This window comes from Pseudoalteromonas sp. S4741 (assembly GCF_005886135.1).
Taxonomy (GTDB): Bacteria; Pseudomonadota; Gammaproteobacteria; order Enterobacterales; family Alteromonadaceae; genus Pseudoalteromonas; species Pseudoalteromonas tetraodonis.
On the sequence record NZ_PNCN01000070.1, the window covers coordinates 1 to 21510 of the forward strand.

Genomic DNA, 21510 nt, shown 5'->3' on the forward strand with positions numbered 1-21510 from the left:
AATGTCAACCCACAATTGGAACCTGACATTGTCGCAATTAGCCATTCACTTCGAAGGTAGGTTAGATGGCGTGCTAGATATTTAGCAATTTAGGCTGACACAGAATTCTGAACGCCCTCTCTGCAAATGGAGCAATTGCGTTTGCAAAGGCTGAATTGATTATATCTCGTGACTCAAAATCTCCGTTTTCTAACGAGATCATTGCACCAATTATTGCAGCATCTATCATAGTGCCTTCAAGCCAATTGCATGACGAAGCGTATCCCATGCACCACCTAAGGCCTGATTCTTGAATATACACTTCCATTTCAAGGGTTTTCTTTCCAATAAAACAAGAACCGAACAAAAGTCCTGTTATGTTTTGTTGTTTCGATATATCAGATACTTCACCAAGTATATGATCAACCTTCACATTCCCAATTTTATCTTCATACCCATGAGCGGCAATATAAATAATGGTATTTTTGAAGCCTTCACGAGTGATGCAATCTAGTGCGTAATCAAAGCTTTTTTTATCGTAAAAATTTGCATGAAAGACTTCTGTATCACCGGTATATTTTGCAATTCCTTGCATGAAAGGAACGACAGAGCTTCTGTTATTGTCTTTTTCATCTAATCCCCAAGGCGACTCTAAGACCAAAATTGCGTTTGTAGAGCTTCCTCTTCTTTTTATAATTCCCATATTATTTCCCTTTATAAATATTTAAAATCGACTCTGTAATGTACTTACAGTAACAAAAGCACTAGTAATTTCAATTTATATTAGAGGTTTGTTTGATATGTAATAATTTAATTAGATGTTTGAATTAATTGATATTAATAACATATTATGAAAATTAGATAATTTTCTACTAGCTTATAAGACTAATAAATATGAAACCTTTACGATACCTAACTCTTTTAGAATATATACCTATCAGCCCTTTAAGTATTTCAGTCAAACAGCTACAAGAAAACCTATCACTACGAGGTGTTGAATTATCAACCCGTATGCTCCAACGTGACCTTCAATCACTCTGCGATCAAGGTTGTTTTGGCCTTGAAAAAGATACCCGCAGTAAACCGTATGGTTGGTCTATTAATGCACAGTGGCGAGGTGGTAGCGCTAAAATTATGAGCTGCGAAGTAGCTGAGCATTATTTGTTACTAGAGCAGTTACTACCGCAATCTATACCGAGCGATGTTAAACGCTCGGTACATATTAAAGCAGAACAAGCGCTTAAGCGTTTTAATGGCCATGTGCCTGACTGGCTTGCAACCCTGCCTAAACCGTCGTTAAAAGTGAATATTGATAGCAAATTAGTTGCGCAAATTGAGCATGCGATTAAGCATAAACGTGCTGTGAGCGCTGAGCTTTATAGAGTGCTGTACAATGAGGCGCACTGGTTAAAGTTTGCTGAATTAAGCTTTTATAACTTAGTTGAGCAAGGCGGCGTGTTGATGGCGCAGTTTATGGTTGGGTCGCTTCACGATAAATGTTATCAGATGCCGGTTTATCGCATTCGCAATGTTCATATCCTGCAAGAAACACGACGTGAGCCAAGTGCTGAGCAGTTAAAGTCGTTACGCAGTGCGATTAATAAAGGTATGAAGCAAGAAGCGATTGAGTTAGTTGTGAAAGTACCTACCCATTCGGTGGTTAATCAAGGTTTTATTGAACTTGGCGAGCTGACTGACAAGCAACATATTGATGAAAAAAATGTATTATTTACCTATCAAACTATTGATACTGAACAATTAACCGATGAGCTATTTAAATGTGCTCATTGGCTGGAAGTTATTAAACCTGAGCGCATTAGAAAAAGAATTACCACAAAGCTTAAAGCGGCTGCTGGTAACTATCAATAACGCTAATTAATTTGAGTGCGTCAATTTTTGACGCACCTATTTGTTATGCTCCTTTAAAAGTTAAGGAGTAGTTATGTTTCAATTAATTCAGCAAAATGATGGTTTATCGATTGGTGTATTTGGCATTGGTGGGTGTGGCTGTAATACGCTTAACAGTATTTTTGAACAACGCGAGTCTGAGCAGGCGCACTTGTACAGCGTTAATACCGACAAAGTAGTGCTTGAGCATACACAGAGTGATGAAGCAGTACTAATAGGTGCAGAGCTCACTCATGGGTATGGTGCAGGAGCCGACCCTAAAGTAGGGCTGCAAGCGGCGGAAGAGAGTAAAGAGCAGCTTTTAACGCTTATTAATGGCTGCGATATAATTCTATGTGCAACAGGGTTGGGTGGCGGTACTGGGACTGGCGCTAGCCCGTATATTGCAGAGCTTGCTAGTGAGCAAGGTAAGCCCATTATATTTGTTGCTACATTGCCATTTAGTAGTGAAGGGCAGCTTAGAAATAATATAGCGCAAGCAGGTTTAAATGAGCTTAAAGAGCATGCTAATGCGGTTATTACGCTCCCTAACGATCAACTTATTGAAGTGCTTGGTAACGATATAGGCTTATTTGATGCGTTTAAGCACTCAAACCAAATACTCCACTCACTGATAAAATCACTCATCGATATGCTTTGTTTTCAAGGGCTTATAAATGTTGATTTAAATGACTTTGCGAAAATTATGGATTGCCAGGGTGATGCTGTACTAGGTGTTGGTAAATGTGATGAAGAAAGCGAGCTTACTACTGCATTGGATAGTGCACTCAATAACCCGTTAGTTAATCAAGTTGATATGTCATCAAGTACGGGTGTAATAATACAAGTAAATTGCAAAGATGAAATTTCACTCGGTAGTTATAACCTCATTACCGATACAGTGCGCCAGCGGGTTAGCCCAAACGCGTTAGTTATTTGTGGTGTTTCTAAAATTGAAAATTTAGCAATGAATTATGAACTGTTGATCATCGCCACAGGAGCAAGCGCTAAGATGATTGTTGAACCTTTCGATAATGCGCCTAGTAGCGAAACCGAACAATCGCCAGCTGCAAGAGCTAAACCTCAAGCTTCTGATATTTTTGACATACCAGCGTTTATACGTAATCAAGCTCCAGCTCCTTGTGGAAAATAACTAGTTACTGCTTTGAGGGTCTGAATACATTTTTCAGTGAGATAACCCTATGAATGTATATTAGATGACGAGAGAGAAACTCCAACCGGTTGGTTAAGAGCCTATTGGCCTAGTGAAGTGATTAAACTTTTGAAGACTGGTAAAGTAAAGCTGCTTAGCCTTGACCATGATTTAGGGAATGATAATAAAGGCACTGGCTATGACGTTTTACTTTGGATTGAGCAGGCAGTGTTTATTGATGGCTTTGTACCGCCAGAAATAGCCGTTCATTCAGCTAATAGCTCAGCACGAATTAAAATGGAACGCGCAATTACACAAATTAATTTACTGGCTAAAAATCAAAAGGGTTCTAAACGCTGTGATGGCGAGTGGTGAGCTTTGCAAGTAAACAGGAATATTTTTATGAATACGTTATACATTACAGGAGCTGGTGTGAGTGCTGCTAGTGGTATTCCCACCTTTCGTGGTGAGGATGGCTTTTGGACCATTGGCAGTAAAAATTATACACCCATGCAAATGGCAACCCGTGCCATGTATAAAAATAATCCGCGAGAATTTTTAGCTTGGTATTATCATCGCTTTGCTACCTATCGTAATCATGGCCCTAACGAGGTGCATCATTGGCTTAGCGACAAAAACCTAATTACCCAAAATATTGACGGGCTAGACGGCAAATCCGGTAATAAAAATTATATTGCTATTCATGGGCGGCTTGATCAAATGACCTTATTTCATAAAAATGGTCTGGTAAAACCGCAAACAGCACCTTGGGATAAGGTCGATGAAAATCGTTTAAATGACTCATTACTTGAGCTGTTTAACATTGAAAATAATAATCCTAAGGTCAATCGCTCGTTTAAACCCTATGTGCTGCTATTTGATGAATATTACACGGAACTTTACCGTATTACTGAAGCACAACAGCGAATGATTGATGCCGATAAAATGGTGTTTATGGGTACTTCGTTTAGCGTGAACATTACTCAAATGGCGCTGGATATTGCGCGTAATTATGCTATTCCAATTGAAATTGTTGACCCTGATCCAGTTCACGTTATGCATACAAACGTAAGCTATAAAAAAATGACTGCATTGGAGTACATACAGCAACAAGGTTAGTTAGGTAAATAGGTTATGTATTGCTGCTGGTATACATAACCTATTATGCGTTATTAATAATCAGTACAACTTACATTATGTTATTGTTGGTATTTAATTCACGCTGGTACTCGTTATTTTAGGTACTTAAAAATATTATTAAGAAGACGGTAGCAATGTTAAGTATTTCTCTTGGGCCTTTGGTTATTTCCATTTCTCAGTTAATTATTTTTTTAGGGTTAGGCATTTTTTGGGGGCTTACCTATTTATTAACGCGCCAACATCCATTACAAAAAGCGATTTTAGATACGGTTTTTAAAGCAATTGTGGTGGGCTTTTTAGTCTCGCGTTTAGCGTTTGTGTTTACTATGTGGGATGCTTATCAAGGTAATTGGTGGCAGCTTTTTAATATTAGCGACGGTGGTTTTATTGGTTATTATGGTTGGCTCAGCGGCATAGTGGTTTTAGCGTTTTATGCCCGTGGTAAAAAAGCGGTAATGAAACACTACGCTATTGCGGGGTTTGTTGGTTTTTGTTCAATGATCATTCCTAACTTTGCGCTGTCTATTTACCAAACGGGTGTGCAGTTACCGCAGTCTGTTGTGCATAATATTCAAGGGCAGCAGGTTAACTTACAAAACTTTAAAGGTAAGCCGGTGGTGATTAACTTTTGGGCGTCGTGGTGTCCGCCGTGTCGAAAAGAAATGCCGGTACTGCAAGCGGCTCAAAAAAATAATCCAAATATTACGGTGGCGTTTGTAAACCAAGGTGAAGACTTACACACGGTAAAAGCGTTCCTTGATAAACAGCAACTCGACCTAAATCATGTGTTTTTTGATCAAAGTAGTAATGTGAGTCGCGAATCAGGTGCTGCGGGCTTACCAACTACTTTGTTTTATAATAGCCAAGGTGAGTTAGTCACCAGTCATATGGGCGAGCTTTCTCATGCGAGTTTAGGCTATTATATTCAAGCTATTAGTGATAATAAATAACGGTGTATTGCTGTTTAATCGCGTCATTCCTTTTTATGCCCTTTTAAAAAGCAGCTAAATAGCAATTTTGCTGCTTAACTTCCTACCTTTATTTGAATTGACTATTTTTTGATATTTTATTCAGTTACTTATCAGTTTGCATTAACAAGCTATTAAGCTTGGTTATGTAAAATACAGCTACTTTTTTCGTACCATCTTTAGCTAGTACGATCATCTTTAAGTATTAACTGTATTTTAAAATGGAACTGTTAAAACTATGACCGCTCATCGGATAACCCACGCTGTACATCACTCTCTTCCACTTTTTATTAAATCAACGCTGTGCATCTCTATTTTATCTGTGATTAATCATGCATATGCTGATGAAGCAGAAGATAAAACATTAAAAAGCAAAGATATGGAAGTCATTGAGGTGCGTGGAATTCGCTCCAGTATGGCGGCTAATTTAGATATAAAGCGTTTATCGAGCTCTGTGGTTGATGCCATAACAGCAGAAGATATTGGTAAGTTTCCTGATAAAAATGTCGCAGATTCATTACAACGCGTACCAGGGGTCGTGATTGACCGTGACGGAGGCGAGGGCTCATCGGTAAGTATTAGGGGGTTATCATCTGAGCTAACCTTTTCTCAGCTAAATGGTAATTTTATTGCGTCATCACCAGGTGAGCCATCTCGTTCGTTTGATTATGCATTACTGCCCTCAGCCATGATTGAAAGCGTGGAAGTGTATAAATCACCAGAGGCACGTTTAGATGAAGGTGGCGTGGGCGGCACGGTATTAATGCATAGTCGTAAGCCGCTAAGTATGGATGCAAACTCAGGGGTGATTAATATTGAAAGCACTTATGCCGATGTGACTGAAGAGTCTGAGCCCCAAGTAACCGCGCTTTATTCTTGGAAGAACGATGCTGATACTTTTGGTGTGTTGTTTGGTTACACCTCACAAAAACGCACTAACCGAACTCTCTCAGGAGGCACAGATGCAAACGTATGGCGCTTTGCCGGTGATAACCCGATAGATACCAATGGCGAGCTGGTTGATAATAATAATCAGTGGGGCTCAATAAGTGATGCTCAGGGTAATAGTTATGACGATGTTTGGTTTCCTCAAGTGGTTCGTGGCTCAATTGTAAACGAATTACGTGAGCGAGAAGGGGTGCAATTTAGCACGCAGTGGCGCCCAACCAGCCGTGTTGAAATTGGCTTTAACTATTTTGGATTTTCACTTGATAAAAATAAAACTGAGTCGGTGATTGATATACCTGAATGGTCTTTAAATCCTGACTTTTTAACCGATGTAAGTTTGGATGAGTCGGGCACTATTATCAATGGGATGCAATTTGATGCAGCTGCGAGTGGCGCAGAGAATGATATGCAATTGCCGTGGATGCGAGGCCGTTATGTGCGTGAAGAGTCGACCTCAGACACCTTTGATTTTAATTTAACCTATGAAGGCGATTATTTTAAAGCCCGTTTTGTGGCGGGCAATACGCGCTCTGAAGGCGGGCCAAAGGAGAGTTGGGAAGCGGCGTATAAAAGTTCAAACGCCGGTGAAAATGAAAGCCGTATAGAAAATGCATCGCAAACAGCGGGTTGGCAAATTAATGAAAACGATATTAGTTTAAATATAGACCCTAATACGCTAGCTAACTTACTAAATGGTGTGGGCGGTGGGCGCGATCCAGGCTCGTCAAATTCAAGCTTTGTGCGCAGTGAACTCGAAGAAGATTACTATCAAGCTGACTTTGATATTTATACCGATTGGGGAATTTTAAGAACAATTAAAACAGGGGTTAAGTACCGAGAAGCTACGCTGCATCGCGAAACCGGTAATACCTTCTTTTTAGATCCTAACTTTGATATTGCTGCAGCAGAAGCCAGCGAGGGGGGGATCACACGTTTTGACAGTTATCAGTGGAACAATGGTATGCCACTAGCACAAGACGTGTTTATTAACGAAGGTAACATTGCGGGTGGTTTTAATATTAACCAAATGCCCGGTATTGATTGGCAAAAATACCGCGATATTGTGACCAGTCATTATGTGCCGTATACACGCAAAGAAGATAACTTTATTTATGATATTGAAGAGCAAATAGCGGCGTTTTATCTGCAAGGTGACTTTGAGTTTAATAGCGTGCGAGGTAATTTAGGGGTGCGGGTGGTACGCACTAAAACCATGACATCATCAACCGACCTATATACTTATTTATTAGATCATACCAATGATGACAGTGGCGAGCCGGTAACCGGAGATGATCGATTTGTTGAAGACTATCAACTTATTACTCAAGAGAGTACCGATACTCAAATTCTTCCTAGCTTTAATATTGCATGGGATATAAGTGATGATGTAGTGGTACGAGGCGCGGTTGCTAAAGTGATGTCACGACCTGATTATGCCGATTTAGGCGCACAACAACGCATTACCTTTGTCTCAGATGAGTGGGCAGACGATAGAGCTGAGTTTAATGAAATCCCGGGTTTTAGTGGTAGTGGCGGTAATAAAAACTTAAAGCCATTTGAGTCGGTGCAAGCTGATTTATCTATTGAATATTATTACAGCGAAGGCTCTGCCATTGGTTTAGCATTGTTTCATAAAACTGTTGATAATTTTGTTGTTCCCTTAGTTATTGACGTACAACAAGATTTTGCTGGTAAAGAGGGCATAGTTGAGGCAGGAAATATTACTGTATCGCCATATAGCACAGTAGGTAATGGCACTGATGCCGTATCTAAAGGGGCGGAAGTATTTATACAGCATGCCTTTGATAGTGGTTTTGGTTTTTATGCAAACTACACTTATAACAAAACCAATAAAGCCGATGTAAGTGTTAATGGTGAAGAATTTGGCCAATCACCATTAATAGGCAGTGCTAAGTATCAATACAATACCTCGATATATTATGAGGGAGATGCCTTTAATGTTCGTGCTTCTTATAATAAACGCGGTGAAACCGTGTTGGGTTTAAACAGCGGCTTAAATGTATACCAAGACCCATACGAGCAAGTTGATGTAAATGCTTCGATTAATTTATTAGAGGATTTGAGTTTGACCGCTGCAGTTATTAATTTAACTAAATCTGAGTCGGTAAAGCGCCTAGGTAATGATACAGAGTCTCGGTTATTAAACTCAAGCTATTCGGGAAGACGTTATTATGCGGGCATAAACTACCGTTTTTAAGCTGAGTGTGTTGAGTTTGGGTAAACAAGCTGCTTTGTTGCTGTTTTAGCTTTTTCTTGTAAGTTATTACTTTATAATGAGCGTTATAAAAATTATAGAATTAATAATAACAGAATTGAAATGAGTGATTTAACGGCAATAGCCAACTTATCTATTTTATTAGTTGAGCCTTCTGAAGTTCAGTAAAAGCTAATAAAAAATCACTGGCTCAGTGCGGTGTTACACAAATTGAAACGGCCAGCACTCAAGAAAACGCGCTGGCTGCTTTATCAAATTATCACCCTGATTTAGTCATTAGCAGCCTGTATTTAAGTGATGGCACAGCTGATTCTTTATTACAGGCAATACGCAGTAATAGTAATACCGAGCAACAAGTGGAACTAGAGCACTTTGATGTGACGCTTCTTAGAGTGCTTGTGGTTGATGACAGCCGTTTTGCGCGAAAACATATAATACGTGTCTTGGCGGGGATGGGAATTCTAGCACCGGTAGAGGCCGAAGACGCTAAACAAGCGATTGAAATGTTAAACAGCCAATCATTTGATTTAATTGTTACAGACTACAATATGCCAGAAATGGATGGTAAAAAATTAGCTGAAACGGTAAGGCAATCGAATGCGTACTCGCATATTCCAATTCTGATGGTGAGCTCACAAGCTAACGATACCCATTTAGCTAATATTGCTCAAGCGGGTGTGGATACAATATGTGACAAACCGTTTGAGCCTGCTACGGTGCGCGATTTACTCTTTAAAATCATGAGCTAAAACATAACTATAAAAGCACTTTTTAACTAAAGTGCTTTTAAGTAACGCAATGAAAAATTGAGCAGCTTGGCGGCCGGCAAGGGCTTACTTAAATAAAATCCCTGAGCAATATCGCAGTTTAGCTCGTTGAGTAAATCTAGCTGCTCTTTGGTTTCTACCCCTTCAGCTACTACTTTTATTTCTAGGCTGTGTGACATAGCTATGGCCGCTTTCACTAAATTACAGTCTGCCTTGTTATCTGTTATACCAGTAATAAAGCTGCGGTCAATTTTTAGCACATCAAAAGGGTATTCTCGTAAGTAACTTAATGATGAATAGCCTGTGCCAAAGTCGTCCATTGACAGTTTTATGCCCAGCTCATCAATTTGCAATAAGGCATCATGAATTGACGCTTGGCTATTCATCAGCACCCCTTCGGTAATTTCCAGCTCTAAACATTCATTATTAATGCTATTTTTATGCAGAGTGTGTTTAATTATATTGACCAGTTCTGGGTCTCTGAATTGGCGCGGTGATAAATTAATCGCCATGGTATAGCTTTGCTTGTTAATTGATTGCCATTCATTTAAAAAGCGTAAGGCTTGTTGAAGAACAAATACACCAATAGGCGCAATTAAGCCGGTTTGCTCTGCAATTGGGATAAACTCATCTGGGGTGATTTCCCCTAACACTATATTATGCCAACGAAGCAAGGCTTCAGCGCCAACGATAGTGTTTGTTTTTACATCTATTTGTGGTTGGTAATAAAGCTCAAATTCATTACGCTCTAGTGCACCATGCATTTGCTCTTCTATTTCAAAGCGGCGGCGCATGGCGACGTTCATTTGTGGGGTGAAAAAAGAGAACGTGTTTCGCCCCATGGTTTTTGCTTGGTACATAGCGGTGTCGGCATTTCGTAACAACACCGAGGCGCAGGTGCCATCCTTAGGGGAAATAGCAATACCAATACTTAATGTCAGTATTAAGTCTCTGCCTACAAGTTTAAATGGTTTCTTAAATGCTTGAAGTAACCGCTCAGCAATCGCTAAAGCATCGCTTTCATCATTTAAATTGGATATTAAAACAATAAACTCATCGCCGCCCAATCGGCCTATTGTGTCATTTTTTTTAAGTGTTTGCTGTAATCTTGCTGCTGCCGCAATTAATAATTTATCCCCCACTTCATGGCCTAAAGAGTCATTTACTTTTTTAAAGTCATCAAGATCTAAAAAGAACACGGCGGCTTTTTCGTGGCTCTTTTGTGCTTCCAGTAATATTTGTGATAAGCGGTCTAGAGATAAAAAGCGATTAGGCAAATCGGTTAAACTATCAAAGTGGGCCTGATGGCGAATTAGTTCAGCGGAGCGGTGTAGTTCGCTAATATCACGAATAATCACCATAATTTGGTTTGTTTTGGGCAATAAACGCAATCTCGCTTCGAAATAAATTACGCTTTCAGGCATGCTTAATTCGTATTCAAAACTGACCATACTGTCTTGTGCTATCGTTTTTTCTATATGAACCTGAAACTTTTGCGCTATTTTTTCAGGTAATACATCCACCATTTTTTTACCAATAAACTGGTTAGGTGAAATATATAAATCGTTTTCATTGTTTGCATGGTAGTCAGTAATAGTGCCATTTTGCTCTAGTACAAAAAATAAATCAGGAATTGCCTCAAATAAAGTTTTGAGCATGGTGGCATTAAATACGGCTTCTGCTTGTGCTTTGTGAACCTCAGACAGATCAATATCAATACAGTACATTTGTTTGGTATTGTACTGATTGGTAAACATAACATGGCTTGAAAATACGGCTACATCATTGCCATTTTTATGTCTGAGTATGAGTTCTGATGCGGGAATTTCAATATCATACTTAATCCAATTACTATGCGCTTTAATAGCGGGCTCTCGCATTGGTGCGGGTATAATTAAATTTTCGAGTTTTTTGCCAATGGCTTCTTGGTGTGTATACCCATAAAGCAATTCACTGCCTTTGTTCCAATAAATAACACGTCTTTGCTCATCGTAACCTTGTACTGAGATAGAATCGACAGCATCAAAAAGCTGGTGCAGTGGGTCATTTGTAACATATTGATGAGTCGGTATATTATTAGTTTTATTGGGAGCCATTAAATGGGTTCCAGTTATTGAATTACTTTATTTATATAATAGACATAAAATTGTGATTTAGCATGGTAAGCGGCGTTTCAATAAGTGATTTTTTATTGATTGAATAGATAGTGATTTGAATAAAACACAGGTAAGCACTTTTATAGTAAAGGCCAATAAACATTGGCCTTTACATTTTATTATTAGTTGGTGGGCATTAAATAGATTTCGCGTACGCTATTACGCTGATTAGCTTCAATGGCAAACAAAACGGCATCGGCCACGTCTTGAGGGTCGAGCTTATCTGGTTTTGCTTCATCAAAAAATGGTGTATTCACCATGCCTGGGGCTATGGTTGTACATCGGCCATGCCAAGGTTTCATTTCTTCTGCGAGGTTTTGACCAAAGCCATGGGCAAACCATTTAGTGGCACCATAAATAGAGCCGTCAATGGGTCTTCGCCCTGCTGCAGAGCTGGTTAAAATAAAATGTCCTTGTTTTTCACGTAAATGAGGCAAAGTGAGTTTAGCAGTCCAAAGCAATGCTTTAATATTAAGGTCAACCATGGCTGACCACTCTTGAGGATCGCCATTCTCGGTTCCAGGTGATGACACCCCCATGCCGGCGTTAGCGAATGCTACGTCTAATCGGCCAAATTTTTCAACGCCTTTACTCACTACATTCTCAAGTTCATTAAATGCAGTGGCATCGGCTGAAACGCTAAATGCATTTTCATGGCCTAACTCGTCAACTAGTTTATTGAGTTTATCTTCGCTGCGCGCGGTTAAGATCACTTTGTGGCCATTATTAACTAATGTTTTAGCGGTTGCTTTACCTATACCACTCGAAGCACCTGTAATGAGGACTATTTTTTCTTTCGCCATGATTGTTTCTCCTATGTTTACATATTCAAAATGAGGACAGTATTTACAGTAACTTTTATACTAACACTAACAGTGTGCGATTAAGCCAAATTGAATAGATACATCAGAGAAACCTAACCTTTATTTAATGCTTTAATTTAATATAAAAACAATAGGTATAACTGATTTATAGCTATATACTCGCGCCGTTTTTAGTCATTAAGGTTAATTTGTGGGGTTAGCGTATTTAGCTTTGCTCCTTGTTAAATTGTGCTGAGTGTCAGCCCATTTTTTTTGGAATATGTATGAAAGATAAACTTATTGTGTTTTGGCAGAGCCATTCAGAAACCATTATCACTTTGGGTTACAAAGTGGTGTTAGCGTTGGCTATTTTAGTTGCGAGTGCACTTATTGCGCGCTCGGTTAAAAAAGCGATTAAAAACTCTAAGTCGCCATTAAAAAAGGTAGACGAAACACTTCTGCCGCTGTTATCTAGCATTGCAGGGTATTTAGTTTACATAATTGCTGGGCTGTTTATTTTAGATATTTTTGGTGTTAATACGGCAAGCTTAATAGCGCTAATGGGCGCGGCGGGTTTAGCGATTGGTTTGGCGCTTAAAAACACCTTAAGTAATATTGCCGCTGGCATTATGCTATTAATACTTAGGCCATTTAAAATAGGCGATTTTGTAGATGCAAGCGGCACGCTTGGCACAGTAAAAGAAATAAACTTATTTACGACCATTTTTAAAACCACCGACGGCCTTTATATCGCATCGCCTAACGGTAAAGTATGGGGCGGCAACATTAAAAACTTTACCCGTAACGGTAAAAGGCGTATGGATATAGTGGTGGGAATTTCGTACGCCGACTCTATTGATGTAGGCTTAAATGTACTTAAAGAACTCGCCGAATCAGAAAGCCGACTACTCGCAGAGCCTGCACCTAAAGTAATGGTTACCTCAATAGGCGAAAGCGCAGTAAATATACAATTACGTGCTTGGGCTGTAAATGGCGATTACTGGCAAACCGTGTGGGATTTAAATAAACGCGTTAAAGAGGCCATAGAAGGCGCGGGGCTGAGTATTCCGTTTCCGCAGCGAACGCTGCATATATCTGAGTCGATGGCATCGGCAATAACGGTTAATACCAATCCGCAATAATACTTAATCATTTTGCGGGGCTAAACGTGTCGCTACCTGCGTTAAAAAATTCTCATTTAGAACAATTAAATAACGAATTTTTTGCCTAGTTATCAACACGTTTTTCCAGCCTCAAAATAGATCACTTAATTAAGCGAATTGGTATAAAAAACGTTTAAACTCTATTAGCATAAGCACAAATAAAAATAGCGAGCCTTGGCTCGCTATTTTTGTATTAACCTTTGTGTTGGTTGATGTATTAACCTTCTAATTGAAAGTCGTACACTGAGCCTAAATTAAGCAGTTGGGTTAACTCATCAAGCGCTTGATAACTTTCGGTTAATAACGCTGGATCGGCAAAGTCGTTAGCACCGAGTTTATCGCGGTAATGGCGCGTAGCCCAATCACATAACTGGATGTACTTTTGCTCATCTAAAATAACCTCTGGATTTACCGCAGCTAATTCTTGCTCGTTAAGCGCCACACGTAAACGCAAACAAGCAGGTCCGCCGCCATTTTGCATGCTTTGGCGTAAATCAAAAAACTGCACTTGATTTATGGGGTTATCGGCAATAATCATTTCTTCAATATACGCTTTTACAGCAGGATTACGCTGGCATTCTTGTGGCGCTACTAATAGCATTGAGCCATCATCTAGGCTTACTAATTGGCTATTAAATAAGTAACTGCTTACTGCATCGCTAATACTTACTTTATCGGTAGGTACTTCAATTATGTATAGCTGTTTGTTACCTACATAAGCTTCGCGGATATCGTCTAATGCTTGCGTTTGATTTAAAAACGCCTGCTGATGGCATAATAAAACATTGGCGTTACCCACCGCGATTACATCATTATGGAACACCCCTTGGTCAATCACATCAGGGTTTTGTTGTAATAGTATTTGGCTCGATTCTTTTAAATTATGTAATCGGCAAATGGCTTCTGAGGCCTCTAATGTTTGCCTTGCAGGAAACTTAACCGGTTTTGGTAGTTGGCTGTTAAAGGCACTTGCGCCAAATACAAATATTTCTAGGCCTTGCTCGCCGTGGCTATCGCAAAGTCGGGTGTGGTTAGCGGCCCCTTCGTCGCCAAAAAAGCCCTGATCGGGTAAATGTGTATGGTGTGCAAAGTAGCTATCGTTATTAAACATGGCTTTTAGTAAGCGGGTAGTGGTAGCTGGCTCTAGCGAGCGATGGAACTTATTGTTTAAATTAGCTGAAGTAAAATGCACTTTGCCATCGAGGGTATCTGGCGAAGGTGACACAGTGGCGGCATTGGCGGTCCACATTGCAGAGGCCGAATAACACGCGCGCAATAAAATAGGGTCGGCTTTAAATGCTTTTTGAATAACTTGCGAGTCGTTGCCGGTAAAACCTAGGCGACGTAGTACGTTTAAATCGGGGCGTGCGTGGGGTGCAAACACACCTTGTGTTAAGCCTTTGTCGTGCATGGCTTTCATTTTTTCAAGGCCCTGTAACACAGCTTCTAGTGGGTTTGAAATACTCGCCGCATTGTTTAACGAGGCAACGTTACCATACGATAAACCCGCATAGTTGTGAGTAGGGCCAACTAAGCCATCAAAACTTACTTCTAAGGCGTGCATACACGTTCCAATTATATTGTTTTTTAGTTACTTAACAATACAACGCAATGGCTGTGCTTGCAAAGTATATAAATACCAAATCTATTGGCTGTAAACTCGCTCTTTGTCGCACGTAGTATGGGTATTACTCGGATCGTTTACCTGCCATACGCTAATGTCTAAACGCCAGAGTAGGTAGAGGGTGTGGTATAGGTTAGCCATGGTATTTTCCTTGAAAGTTTCACTGAACACATTGTTACTGTGGAAGAATTATGCCAACTGTTAAGTAAATATTTTATGAATATAAATCAGGTATTTATTAAACAACTAAAAAATAACTTTTAAACACTTAGCACCACTTTGGGGCTAAAAGGCCTAAAAGTTGCACCAAAATGCCACGCAGCAGGTGCGTGGCTTGGGTTTTTACGCTGTAATTAGCGCCCTACCTTACCTTTTACTAGCGGGTCGAACGACAGCACACTAAATTTTCCTTGGCTGGCATTTTTACCGTTATTTAATACTGGCGAGCGATGTAGCTCATTTACGGTAAAGTATATTTTATGATCTGCACCATAACTAAAGCCATCTGGCCAGCTTAAGCGCTCGTCTTTAAATAATACTTGGTATTTACCACTTGGCTTTACTACGCCAATTGCGCCATTGGTTATGTCGGTAACATACACATTGCCGCCGCCATCAACAATAATGCCATCTGACATGGGTTTAGAGCCGTAACGCGTTACTTTACTCTCAAGGGCGCTTGCGCTCAGGCTTTTATTGTTCATATCGCTTGTGGCAATACGGTAAACCGACGTGCCAGACATAGAGCCAAAGTAAAGCCACTGTTCGCTTGGGTCGAGTGTGATTGGGTTTACGCCTAAACGAGCTGGTTGACCGCCTAGTTTCATGGTGCGCCCTTCAATGACCATGTCGATGTTTTCGGCTGTGGTGTATGAGCTATTTTGTAATACTCTGCGCGCCTCACCAGTTTTTAAATTTACGATAATAATAGCGGCTTGGCTGCCTTGTGCGGTGTCGGCAATGTATACAACACCGTGTTTATTATCGATGACTAAATCGTTTAAAAACGAGGTGTCGGTAATGGTGGGTTTAGCTAAGTAAATTATTTTATATAGTTGCTCTTTATTGGTATCCCAACCAACTAAACGCCCAGCATGATCAGGGCCTGATGTATCAAGCATCCATAATACGCCATCGGCTGATACATTTATGCCAAGTACATCGTAAAACCCTTTGCCGTTTTTATACGCGTATGCCCATTCTTCATTAGGGTAGGGTTTGGTGGTGCCATCACTTAATAGCTCCATAATTTTTTGTTTTTGGCCGTAAAAACCATGTACCGATAAAAACTTACGACCCGATGGCGTAATAGCAATGTTACCCGGTGGGTGTTGCGCGCCAAATGTGGCGACTGTTTTTAAATCAGCATTTTGATTAGCGGTATTAGCAAACACACTGCTGGTTAAAAACGCTGTACTGCAGGCTGCAACTAAAAGTAATTTTTTAATCTTGATCATTTTTAAAAGCCTTCTAAAACAAGTTTACCGCGTGAGGTGTGCGATTCTAAAATTTGATGCGCTTTATATAAATTAGCGGCGTTTATTGGGCCTAAATTTTGCCCAAGTGTGGTTTTAAGCGTACCTGAGTCTATCAGCTCACTAATTTCATTAAGTAAGGTGTGCTGCGCTGTTATATCGGGTGTAGTAAATAGCGAGCGGGTAAACATAAATTCCCAATGAACCGATATAGATTTAGGTTTAAATTTTAAAATATCGAACGATGTAGGGTCATCTATTAGCGCAAATTTACCTTGGGGCTTAATGCACTCCACTATTTGGTCTTGGTATTGGTCGGTATGAGTTAATCCAATAACGTAATCAAACTCAGCTAAACCGAGCTCTTTGCGCTGCTCGTTTAAGTTTTTAGAATGATCGAGCACGTGATCGGCGCCTAACTCTTTAAGCCAGGTTACGCTTTGCTCGCGTGATGCAGTACCAACCACATTTAGCCCAGTAAGTTGCTTGGCAAGCTGTACTAAAATAGAACCAACGCCACCTGCGGCGCCAATAACTAAAATAGATTGCTGAGTATTTTGCTTATTTTTAGGCACTTGCAGGCGGTCAAACAGCATTTCGTAGGCGGTAATACTGGTTAGCGGCAGTGCTGCGGCTTGTGCGTCGGTTAATGTTTTAGGCGCACGCCCTACAATGCGCTCGTCAACTAATTGAAATTGCGCATTACTGCCTTGGCGCGATAAATCGCCGGCGTAAAATACACGCTCCCCCACATTAAATAACGATACTGACTCGCCAACGGCTTTTACAATGCCTACGCCGTCCCAACCTAATACTTTGTAGCCTTGCTCTGGCGCTACATTTGCACGTATTTTTGTATCTACTGGGTTTATTGAAATAGCATTTACTTCAATAAGTAGGTCGTGCCCGGTAGCGGTTGGGGTATCAAGCTCAATTTCTTGTATAGAGCTTGCTGTAAGCGTTTTAGTGTTTTTGCTGTATCCAAATGCTTTCATGTGCGTTCCTAAGTACTTTTAACTTAATAAGTACTATAGCTCAGTTGAAAAATAGAAAAAGACATGAAAAACTAAAGCACTTTCAAATTTTAATTGAAAATATGCGATCATTTAACGATATTCAAACTTTTATAGATGTAGCTAGTTGCGCCAGTATTTCTGAAGCCGCACGGCAAAACGCGCAAACCTCAGCGGCGGTAAGTGCAGCTATTAAGCGCCTAGAAAAAGATTTAGGAAACGTACTGTTTATTCGCTCAACCCGCAGCTTACGCTTAAGTGTGGCAGGAGAGCAGTTTTTAACTTATGCCAAAGATTCACTTTCGCTTATTCAACAAGGGGTAGCCGCAGTGCAAACTGCAGTAGGCGAAGTAACAGGGACACTACAGGTATCGGCCCCGTGTGATTTAGGGCGAAATAAACTAAGTGAATGGCTTAATGAGTTTTTAGCGCAATACCCGAATGTAAAACTTAAACTGCACTTAAGTGACGAAGTAAGCGACATTTATAGCCAATCAATTGATATTGCACTGCGCTTTGGTGTACCAAAAGAGTCGCAGTTAATTGCAGCGCCACTATTTTTAAATAATGCGCGTATTTTAGTGGCCTCTGCTGAATATATAGCAAAAAATGGATTGCTTACACACCCCCTTAACTTAACGCAGCACACCACCATTACCTTTATGCGTTTTGGTGAAGTGTTTAAAGAGTGGCGTTTTTATAAAAACGGCGCAGTACAAAAAGTACATCTAAATTGCCAACATATAGTAAACGATGGTGAAATGGTGAGGCGCTGGGCGCTAGAGGGCAAAGGCATTGCGTATAAATCGTACTTGGATGTCATTGATAATTTAGCAAGCGGGGAGCTCGTTCATTTATGCCCACAGTGGCAAAGCGATCCGCTACCGCTTTATATGATGTACGCCGACCGACGCCAAATGACTCCGGTGATCACCGCATTTAGGGCGTTTATTCAACAAAAAATAACCGCGTTAGTTGGCTAACTCATCGTCGCTTTTAGTATTTAAATCGTTTACTACTAAATCAAGCAGCTGCATAAGCTGTTTGGCTTGCGTAGGGTCTACACTTTCAAACTTACATAATATATTTTTTGGAATATCAGCGGCTTCGTTTTTAAGGGCTTGCCCACGATGGGTAAGCTGAATTAGGCGCTTGCGCTTGTCGTGCTCGTCTTTAATAACGGCTAACAGAGACTTTTCGGTCATTTTTTTGAGTATTTGGGTCATAGCGCCGCCATCAATAGCGGTTTTATCTATTAGCTGCGCTATGGTTATTTTGTCTTGCTCCCACAGCGCCATCATTACTACATATTGCGGATACGTTAAGTTAAGTGCAGCCAAAGGCTCACGGTAAGCGCGTGCAATGCTATTTGATGCCATATATAACCTATGACACAGCTGATTTTTTAACTTTAATTGCTCAAACGACATACCTAACTCCTGAATACCTTAAATTCAAAAAACATTTTAATTTGCATGCAAAGTATTTGCAATCTCTAATTACTTGTCTTACTATTTTGCATGCAAATTAAATTAATTGATAAACTTTGGAGTTCATTATGAATGTATTACAAAACGTTGCCTACACGGCAAAAGCAACTGCAACCGGTGGCCGTGAAGGTGTAGCTAAATCTGACGATGGCCGTTTAGATGTAAAACTATCAACCCCAAAAGGGCTAGGTGGCGACGACGGACAAGGCACAAACCCAGAGCAATTATTTGCAGCAGGTTATGCTGCCTGTTTTATTGGTGCACTTAAGTTTGTAGCGGGTAGCGAAAAAATTGCCCTGCCAAGTGATACTTACATTAACTCTGAAGTGTCTATTGGTGCGATTGATGCCGGTTTTGGTATTGCTGTAAAATTAGCTGTATCACTAGGTGATATGAACAAAGCAGCGGCACAAGCCTTGGTAGAGAAAGCACATCAAGTATGTCCATATTCAAATGCAACTCGCGGCAATATTGAAGTAGAGTTGTCGGTTATTTAATTAACCCCTTTATATTGTTTATAAAAACACGCCGTGAGTGATCATTGCGTGTTTTTTATTGGGCACATCTCTAAAAAGCCAAACTTGAGTTGACGCGGAAAATAGATAACTTTACCTGTATATATGAAATTTCATATTTTCACTACTCCATATGTCTTTCTTTTCATATATTGTTGTATGCAAAACAAGACTACACTGTATGAATAAACTAAATCCTCTGCATTTTTTTAAATGTATCGCTGATGACACCCGCTCAAAGACAATACTGCTTATTGCGCATGAAGATGAGTTATGTGTATGTGAATTAGTGGCGGCACTTGATGTAAGCCAGCCTAAAATTTCACGGCATTTAGCTGTATTACGTCAATGCGGTTTGCTTGCTGATCGTAAGCAAAATCAATGGATGTTCTATAGCTTAAATAAATCACTACCTGATTGGGCGAAAGATGTAATTACAAAAACATTACATGCCACCCCTACATTTTATGAGTATCAATTACAGCGTTTAAATGTGATGGGCAAGCGTCCCTGAACTCTGATTAAGAGATTTACTAACACATTGAATCAATAAAAGATATTTGTATTTATTTATCTCTAGCTAGAGATTTTTAGTGAAAACAAGGCGAAATTACGCGTCAATAGCTCGCCTATTGCAAGTAAATTCAACGCAGTTAGCGCTGAAAGTAGCTGCTTGAGATGGATTTATTATCCGGAGTTCAGGTTAGCTAGCATAACAACGACAACAAGAATGAGTTCAATAGACATCTTCAACGCTGGCGAGAGTGTTTTATCTTCTTGTAACTGAATTTTAGTTTGCTCAACTATTTCAGTGATATTTATGCTGTTTAAATTCATTAAAGCTAGAGCGATAGGGTAATCGCTCTAGCTTGGCATACTGGCAGGATCAGCAAATAGCTAAAAATGATCCTTAGAAAATAGTTTGTCTTGGTGAAGAGTTACATTTTTTGTAGCTTTAATATAGTCTTTGAGGGCTGAAAATACGACTGGTGATTTAATTAACGCCTCAATTTATACCTATATTACTGCAGAGTAAGCGCTACATAATAAAATAATACGACTAAGTGTCATGCTAGAATGGCGAGCGTATTGCGAGTATTATGCAAAGAAGCAATGTTTAGCATTATTTATTCCACATAAGGGGAAATTAATGGCAGCAGTAATATTTTTTGGAACTAAAAATGACCAGTAATAATCAAGCTACAAATAAGCGTAAAAAAAATAATCCGCTTACCGAAATAGTCTTTAATATCATCATCCCTTCAGTCATTTTAATGAAGTTTTCTGGCCCTGAATATTTAGGCAGTGTGGCTGGTTTAATTGTCGCGCTTATATTCCCCATTAGCTATGGGATTTATGATTTTATAAAAGCGGGCTCATTAAACTTCATCTCGCTTTTAGGCTTTTTAAGTACTTTGCTTACCGGTGGTATTGCCTTGTTTGAGCTAAACGTTGAGTGGTTAGCTATAAAAGAAGCAGCTATTCCGGCAATCATTGGTTTTACCGTGTTGATGTCGGGTTTTTTTGGTAAACCCCTGCTAGCCAAACTTTTATTAAACTCACTTTTATTTAAGCTAGATACTATTTACGATGCCTTAGATGCACGAGGCAATACACAAAGCTTTAAACAAAAGATTACTAATGCTAATTACTTATTAGCGCTTACCTTTGTGTTTTCATCTACGATGAATTACATCCTTGCTAAATGGATTGTTACCAGCCCTGCAGGCTCCGTTGAATTTAACGAACAGCTTGGCGAAATGACGTTACTGAGTTATCCGGTAATTGCTATTCCGTCTATGCTCATGCTCATTGGTATTTTTGTTTATGTAATTAAAGTACTAACTAAATTAACCGGTATGAAGTTTGAAGACATGGTTAATGCTGAATAGGGTTATCCATAATCTATAATAAAAAGCCGTTGTTAAATAATAACACCACTCGTTTAAGAACGAGTGGTGTTATTTCGTTTATATCTAACCGGATATTTTTGTGTCTTTGCCAGCACCGCTCGCGGATAAGCTTTTCGCTTTCTTTTCTCCGGTAATATTAGCCGTTTACCGTTTTCACGTAGTTCTTTTAGCTTTTTAGGGATTGTCCCTGGGCTTCGACCTGAACACCATAAAAACTCGTCTTGTATGAGATATAATGCGTTAATAAAACTGATGCGTAATGGCTCAACTTTATGGGCTT

General features: G+C 39.8%; 18 protein-coding genes and 2 pseudogenes. 12 read left to right on the forward strand and 8 right to left on the reverse strand.

What is annotated here, in order from left to right:
• Window positions 1–73: 73 nt before the first annotated feature.
• On the reverse strand, window positions 74–682 hold the full coding sequence (locus CWC30_RS10990) for a hypothetical protein (protein ID WP_138627085.1): 609 nt from the start codon (window positions 680–682) through the stop codon (window positions 74–76).
• A 191-nt stretch (window positions 683–873) separates the two neighbouring features.
• On the opposite strand from CWC30_RS10990, the gene CWC30_RS10995 reads away from it, so the two are divergent.
• From CWC30_RS10995 to CWC30_RS11025, 7 genes and pseudogenes are all read left to right on the forward strand, one after another.
• A complete protein-coding gene (locus CWC30_RS10995; RefSeq protein ID WP_138627086.1) occupies window positions 874–1848 on the forward strand; it encodes a helix-turn-helix transcriptional regulator in 975 nt (324 codons plus the stop codon).
• 73 nt (window positions 1849–1921) lie between these two features.
• Window positions 1922–3019: a cell division protein FtsZ gene (locus tag CWC30_RS11000; RefSeq protein ID WP_138627087.1), complete on the forward strand. Its 1098-nt coding sequence runs from the start codon at window positions 1922–1924 to the stop codon at window positions 3017–3019.
• A gap of 57 nt (window positions 3020–3076) precedes the next feature.
• Entirely contained in the window at window positions 3077–3394 is a 318-nt protein-coding gene (locus CWC30_RS11005) for a cyclic-phosphate processing receiver domain-containing protein (protein ID WP_138627088.1), read from the forward strand.
• 27 nt (window positions 3395–3421) lie between these two features.
• Window positions 3422–4138 (forward strand): SIR2 family NAD-dependent protein deacylase, encoded by a 717-nt coding sequence (locus tag CWC30_RS11010; RefSeq protein WP_036983748.1) that lies wholly within the window; start codon window positions 3422–3424, stop codon window positions 4136–4138.
• A gap of 155 nt (window positions 4139–4293) precedes the next feature.
• Entirely contained in the window at window positions 4294–5109 is an 816-nt protein-coding gene (locus CWC30_RS11015; RefSeq protein ID WP_138627089.1) for a TlpA disulfide reductase family protein, read from the forward strand.
• A gap of 256 nt (window positions 5110–5365) precedes the next feature.
• Entirely contained in the window at window positions 5366–8293 is a 2928-nt protein-coding gene (locus CWC30_RS11020) for a TonB-dependent receptor (RefSeq protein WP_138627090.1), read from the forward strand.
• 120 nt (window positions 8294–8413) lie between these two features.
• Window positions 8414–9060: pseudogene (locus CWC30_RS11025) on the forward strand (response regulator).
• A gap of 26 nt (window positions 9061–9086) precedes the next feature.
• On the opposite strand, the gene CWC30_RS11030 reads toward CWC30_RS11025, so the two are convergent.
• Together CWC30_RS11030 and CWC30_RS11035 are read right to left on the reverse strand one after the other, a co-directional pair.
• Window positions 9087–11174, reverse strand: coding sequence for a bifunctional diguanylate cyclase/phosphodiesterase (locus tag CWC30_RS11030; protein WP_138627091.1), 2088 nt, complete (start codon window positions 11172–11174; stop codon window positions 9087–9089).
• Between the two features lie 182 nt (window positions 11175–11356).
• On the reverse strand, window positions 11357–12037 hold the full coding sequence (locus tag CWC30_RS11035) for an SDR family oxidoreductase (RefSeq protein ID WP_138627092.1): 681 nt from the start codon (window positions 12035–12037) through the stop codon (window positions 11357–11359).
• A 284-nt stretch (window positions 12038–12321) separates the two neighbouring features.
• Between CWC30_RS11035 and CWC30_RS11040 the strand changes: the two genes are divergently transcribed.
• Window positions 12322–13179, forward strand: coding sequence for a mechanosensitive ion channel family protein (locus tag CWC30_RS11040; RefSeq protein ID WP_138627093.1), 858 nt, complete (start codon window positions 12322–12324; stop codon window positions 13177–13179).
• A 238-nt stretch (window positions 13180–13417) separates the two neighbouring features.
• On the opposite strand, the gene astB is transcribed toward CWC30_RS11040, so the two are convergent.
• The 3 genes from astB to CWC30_RS11055 form a co-directional block, all read right to left on the reverse strand.
• Window positions 13418–14764, reverse strand: coding sequence for an N-succinylarginine dihydrolase (gene astB, locus CWC30_RS11045; RefSeq protein WP_138627094.1), 1347 nt, complete (start codon window positions 14762–14764; stop codon window positions 13418–13420).
• Between the two features lie 413 nt (window positions 14765–15177).
• Window positions 15178–16281: an L-dopachrome tautomerase-related protein gene (locus CWC30_RS11050; RefSeq protein ID WP_138627095.1), complete on the reverse strand. Its 1104-nt coding sequence runs from the start codon at window positions 16279–16281 to the stop codon at window positions 15178–15180.
• Between the two features lie 2 nt (window positions 16282–16283).
• Window positions 16284–17294 (reverse strand): zinc-binding alcohol dehydrogenase family protein, encoded by a 1011-nt coding sequence (locus tag CWC30_RS11055; RefSeq protein WP_138627096.1) that lies wholly within the window; start codon window positions 17292–17294, stop codon window positions 16284–16286.
• A 101-nt stretch (window positions 17295–17395) separates the two neighbouring features.
• Here CWC30_RS11055 and CWC30_RS11060 point away from each other — a divergent pair, with 101 nt between their 5' ends.
• Window positions 17396–18295: a LysR family transcriptional regulator gene (locus CWC30_RS11060; protein ID WP_249929854.1), complete on the forward strand. Its 900-nt coding sequence runs from the start codon at window positions 17396–17398 to the stop codon at window positions 18293–18295.
• Here the strand turns inward: CWC30_RS11060 and CWC30_RS11065 are convergent.
• Window positions 18284–18742 (reverse strand): MarR family winged helix-turn-helix transcriptional regulator, encoded by a 459-nt coding sequence (locus tag CWC30_RS11065; RefSeq protein WP_036983764.1) that lies wholly within the window; start codon window positions 18740–18742, stop codon window positions 18284–18286. The two genes, CWC30_RS11060 and CWC30_RS11065, sit on opposite strands and share 12 nt — an antisense overlap.
• 128 nt (window positions 18743–18870) lie before the next feature.
• Here CWC30_RS11065 and CWC30_RS11070 point away from each other — a divergent pair, with 128 nt between their 5' ends.
• From CWC30_RS11070 to CWC30_RS11080, 3 genes are all read left to right on the forward strand, one after another.
• Complete coding sequence (locus CWC30_RS11070; protein ID WP_138627098.1) at window positions 18871–19299, forward strand: organic hydroperoxide resistance protein; 429 nt, start codon at window positions 18871–18873, stop codon at window positions 19297–19299.
• 199 nt (window positions 19300–19498) lie between these two features.
• Window positions 19499–19831: a metalloregulator ArsR/SmtB family transcription factor gene (locus CWC30_RS11075; RefSeq protein WP_138627099.1), complete on the forward strand. Its 333-nt coding sequence runs from the start codon at window positions 19499–19501 to the stop codon at window positions 19829–19831.
• Between the two features lie 667 nt (window positions 19832–20498).
• Window positions 20499–21209: a VC0807 family protein gene (locus tag CWC30_RS11080; protein ID WP_069439117.1), complete on the forward strand. Its 711-nt coding sequence runs from the start codon at window positions 20499–20501 to the stop codon at window positions 21207–21209.
• Window positions 21210–21262: 53 nt separating this feature from the next.
• Here the strand turns inward: CWC30_RS11080 and CWC30_RS18450 are convergent.
• A pseudogene (locus tag CWC30_RS18450) lies at window positions 21263–21510 on the reverse strand (hypothetical protein); the annotation flags it as partial.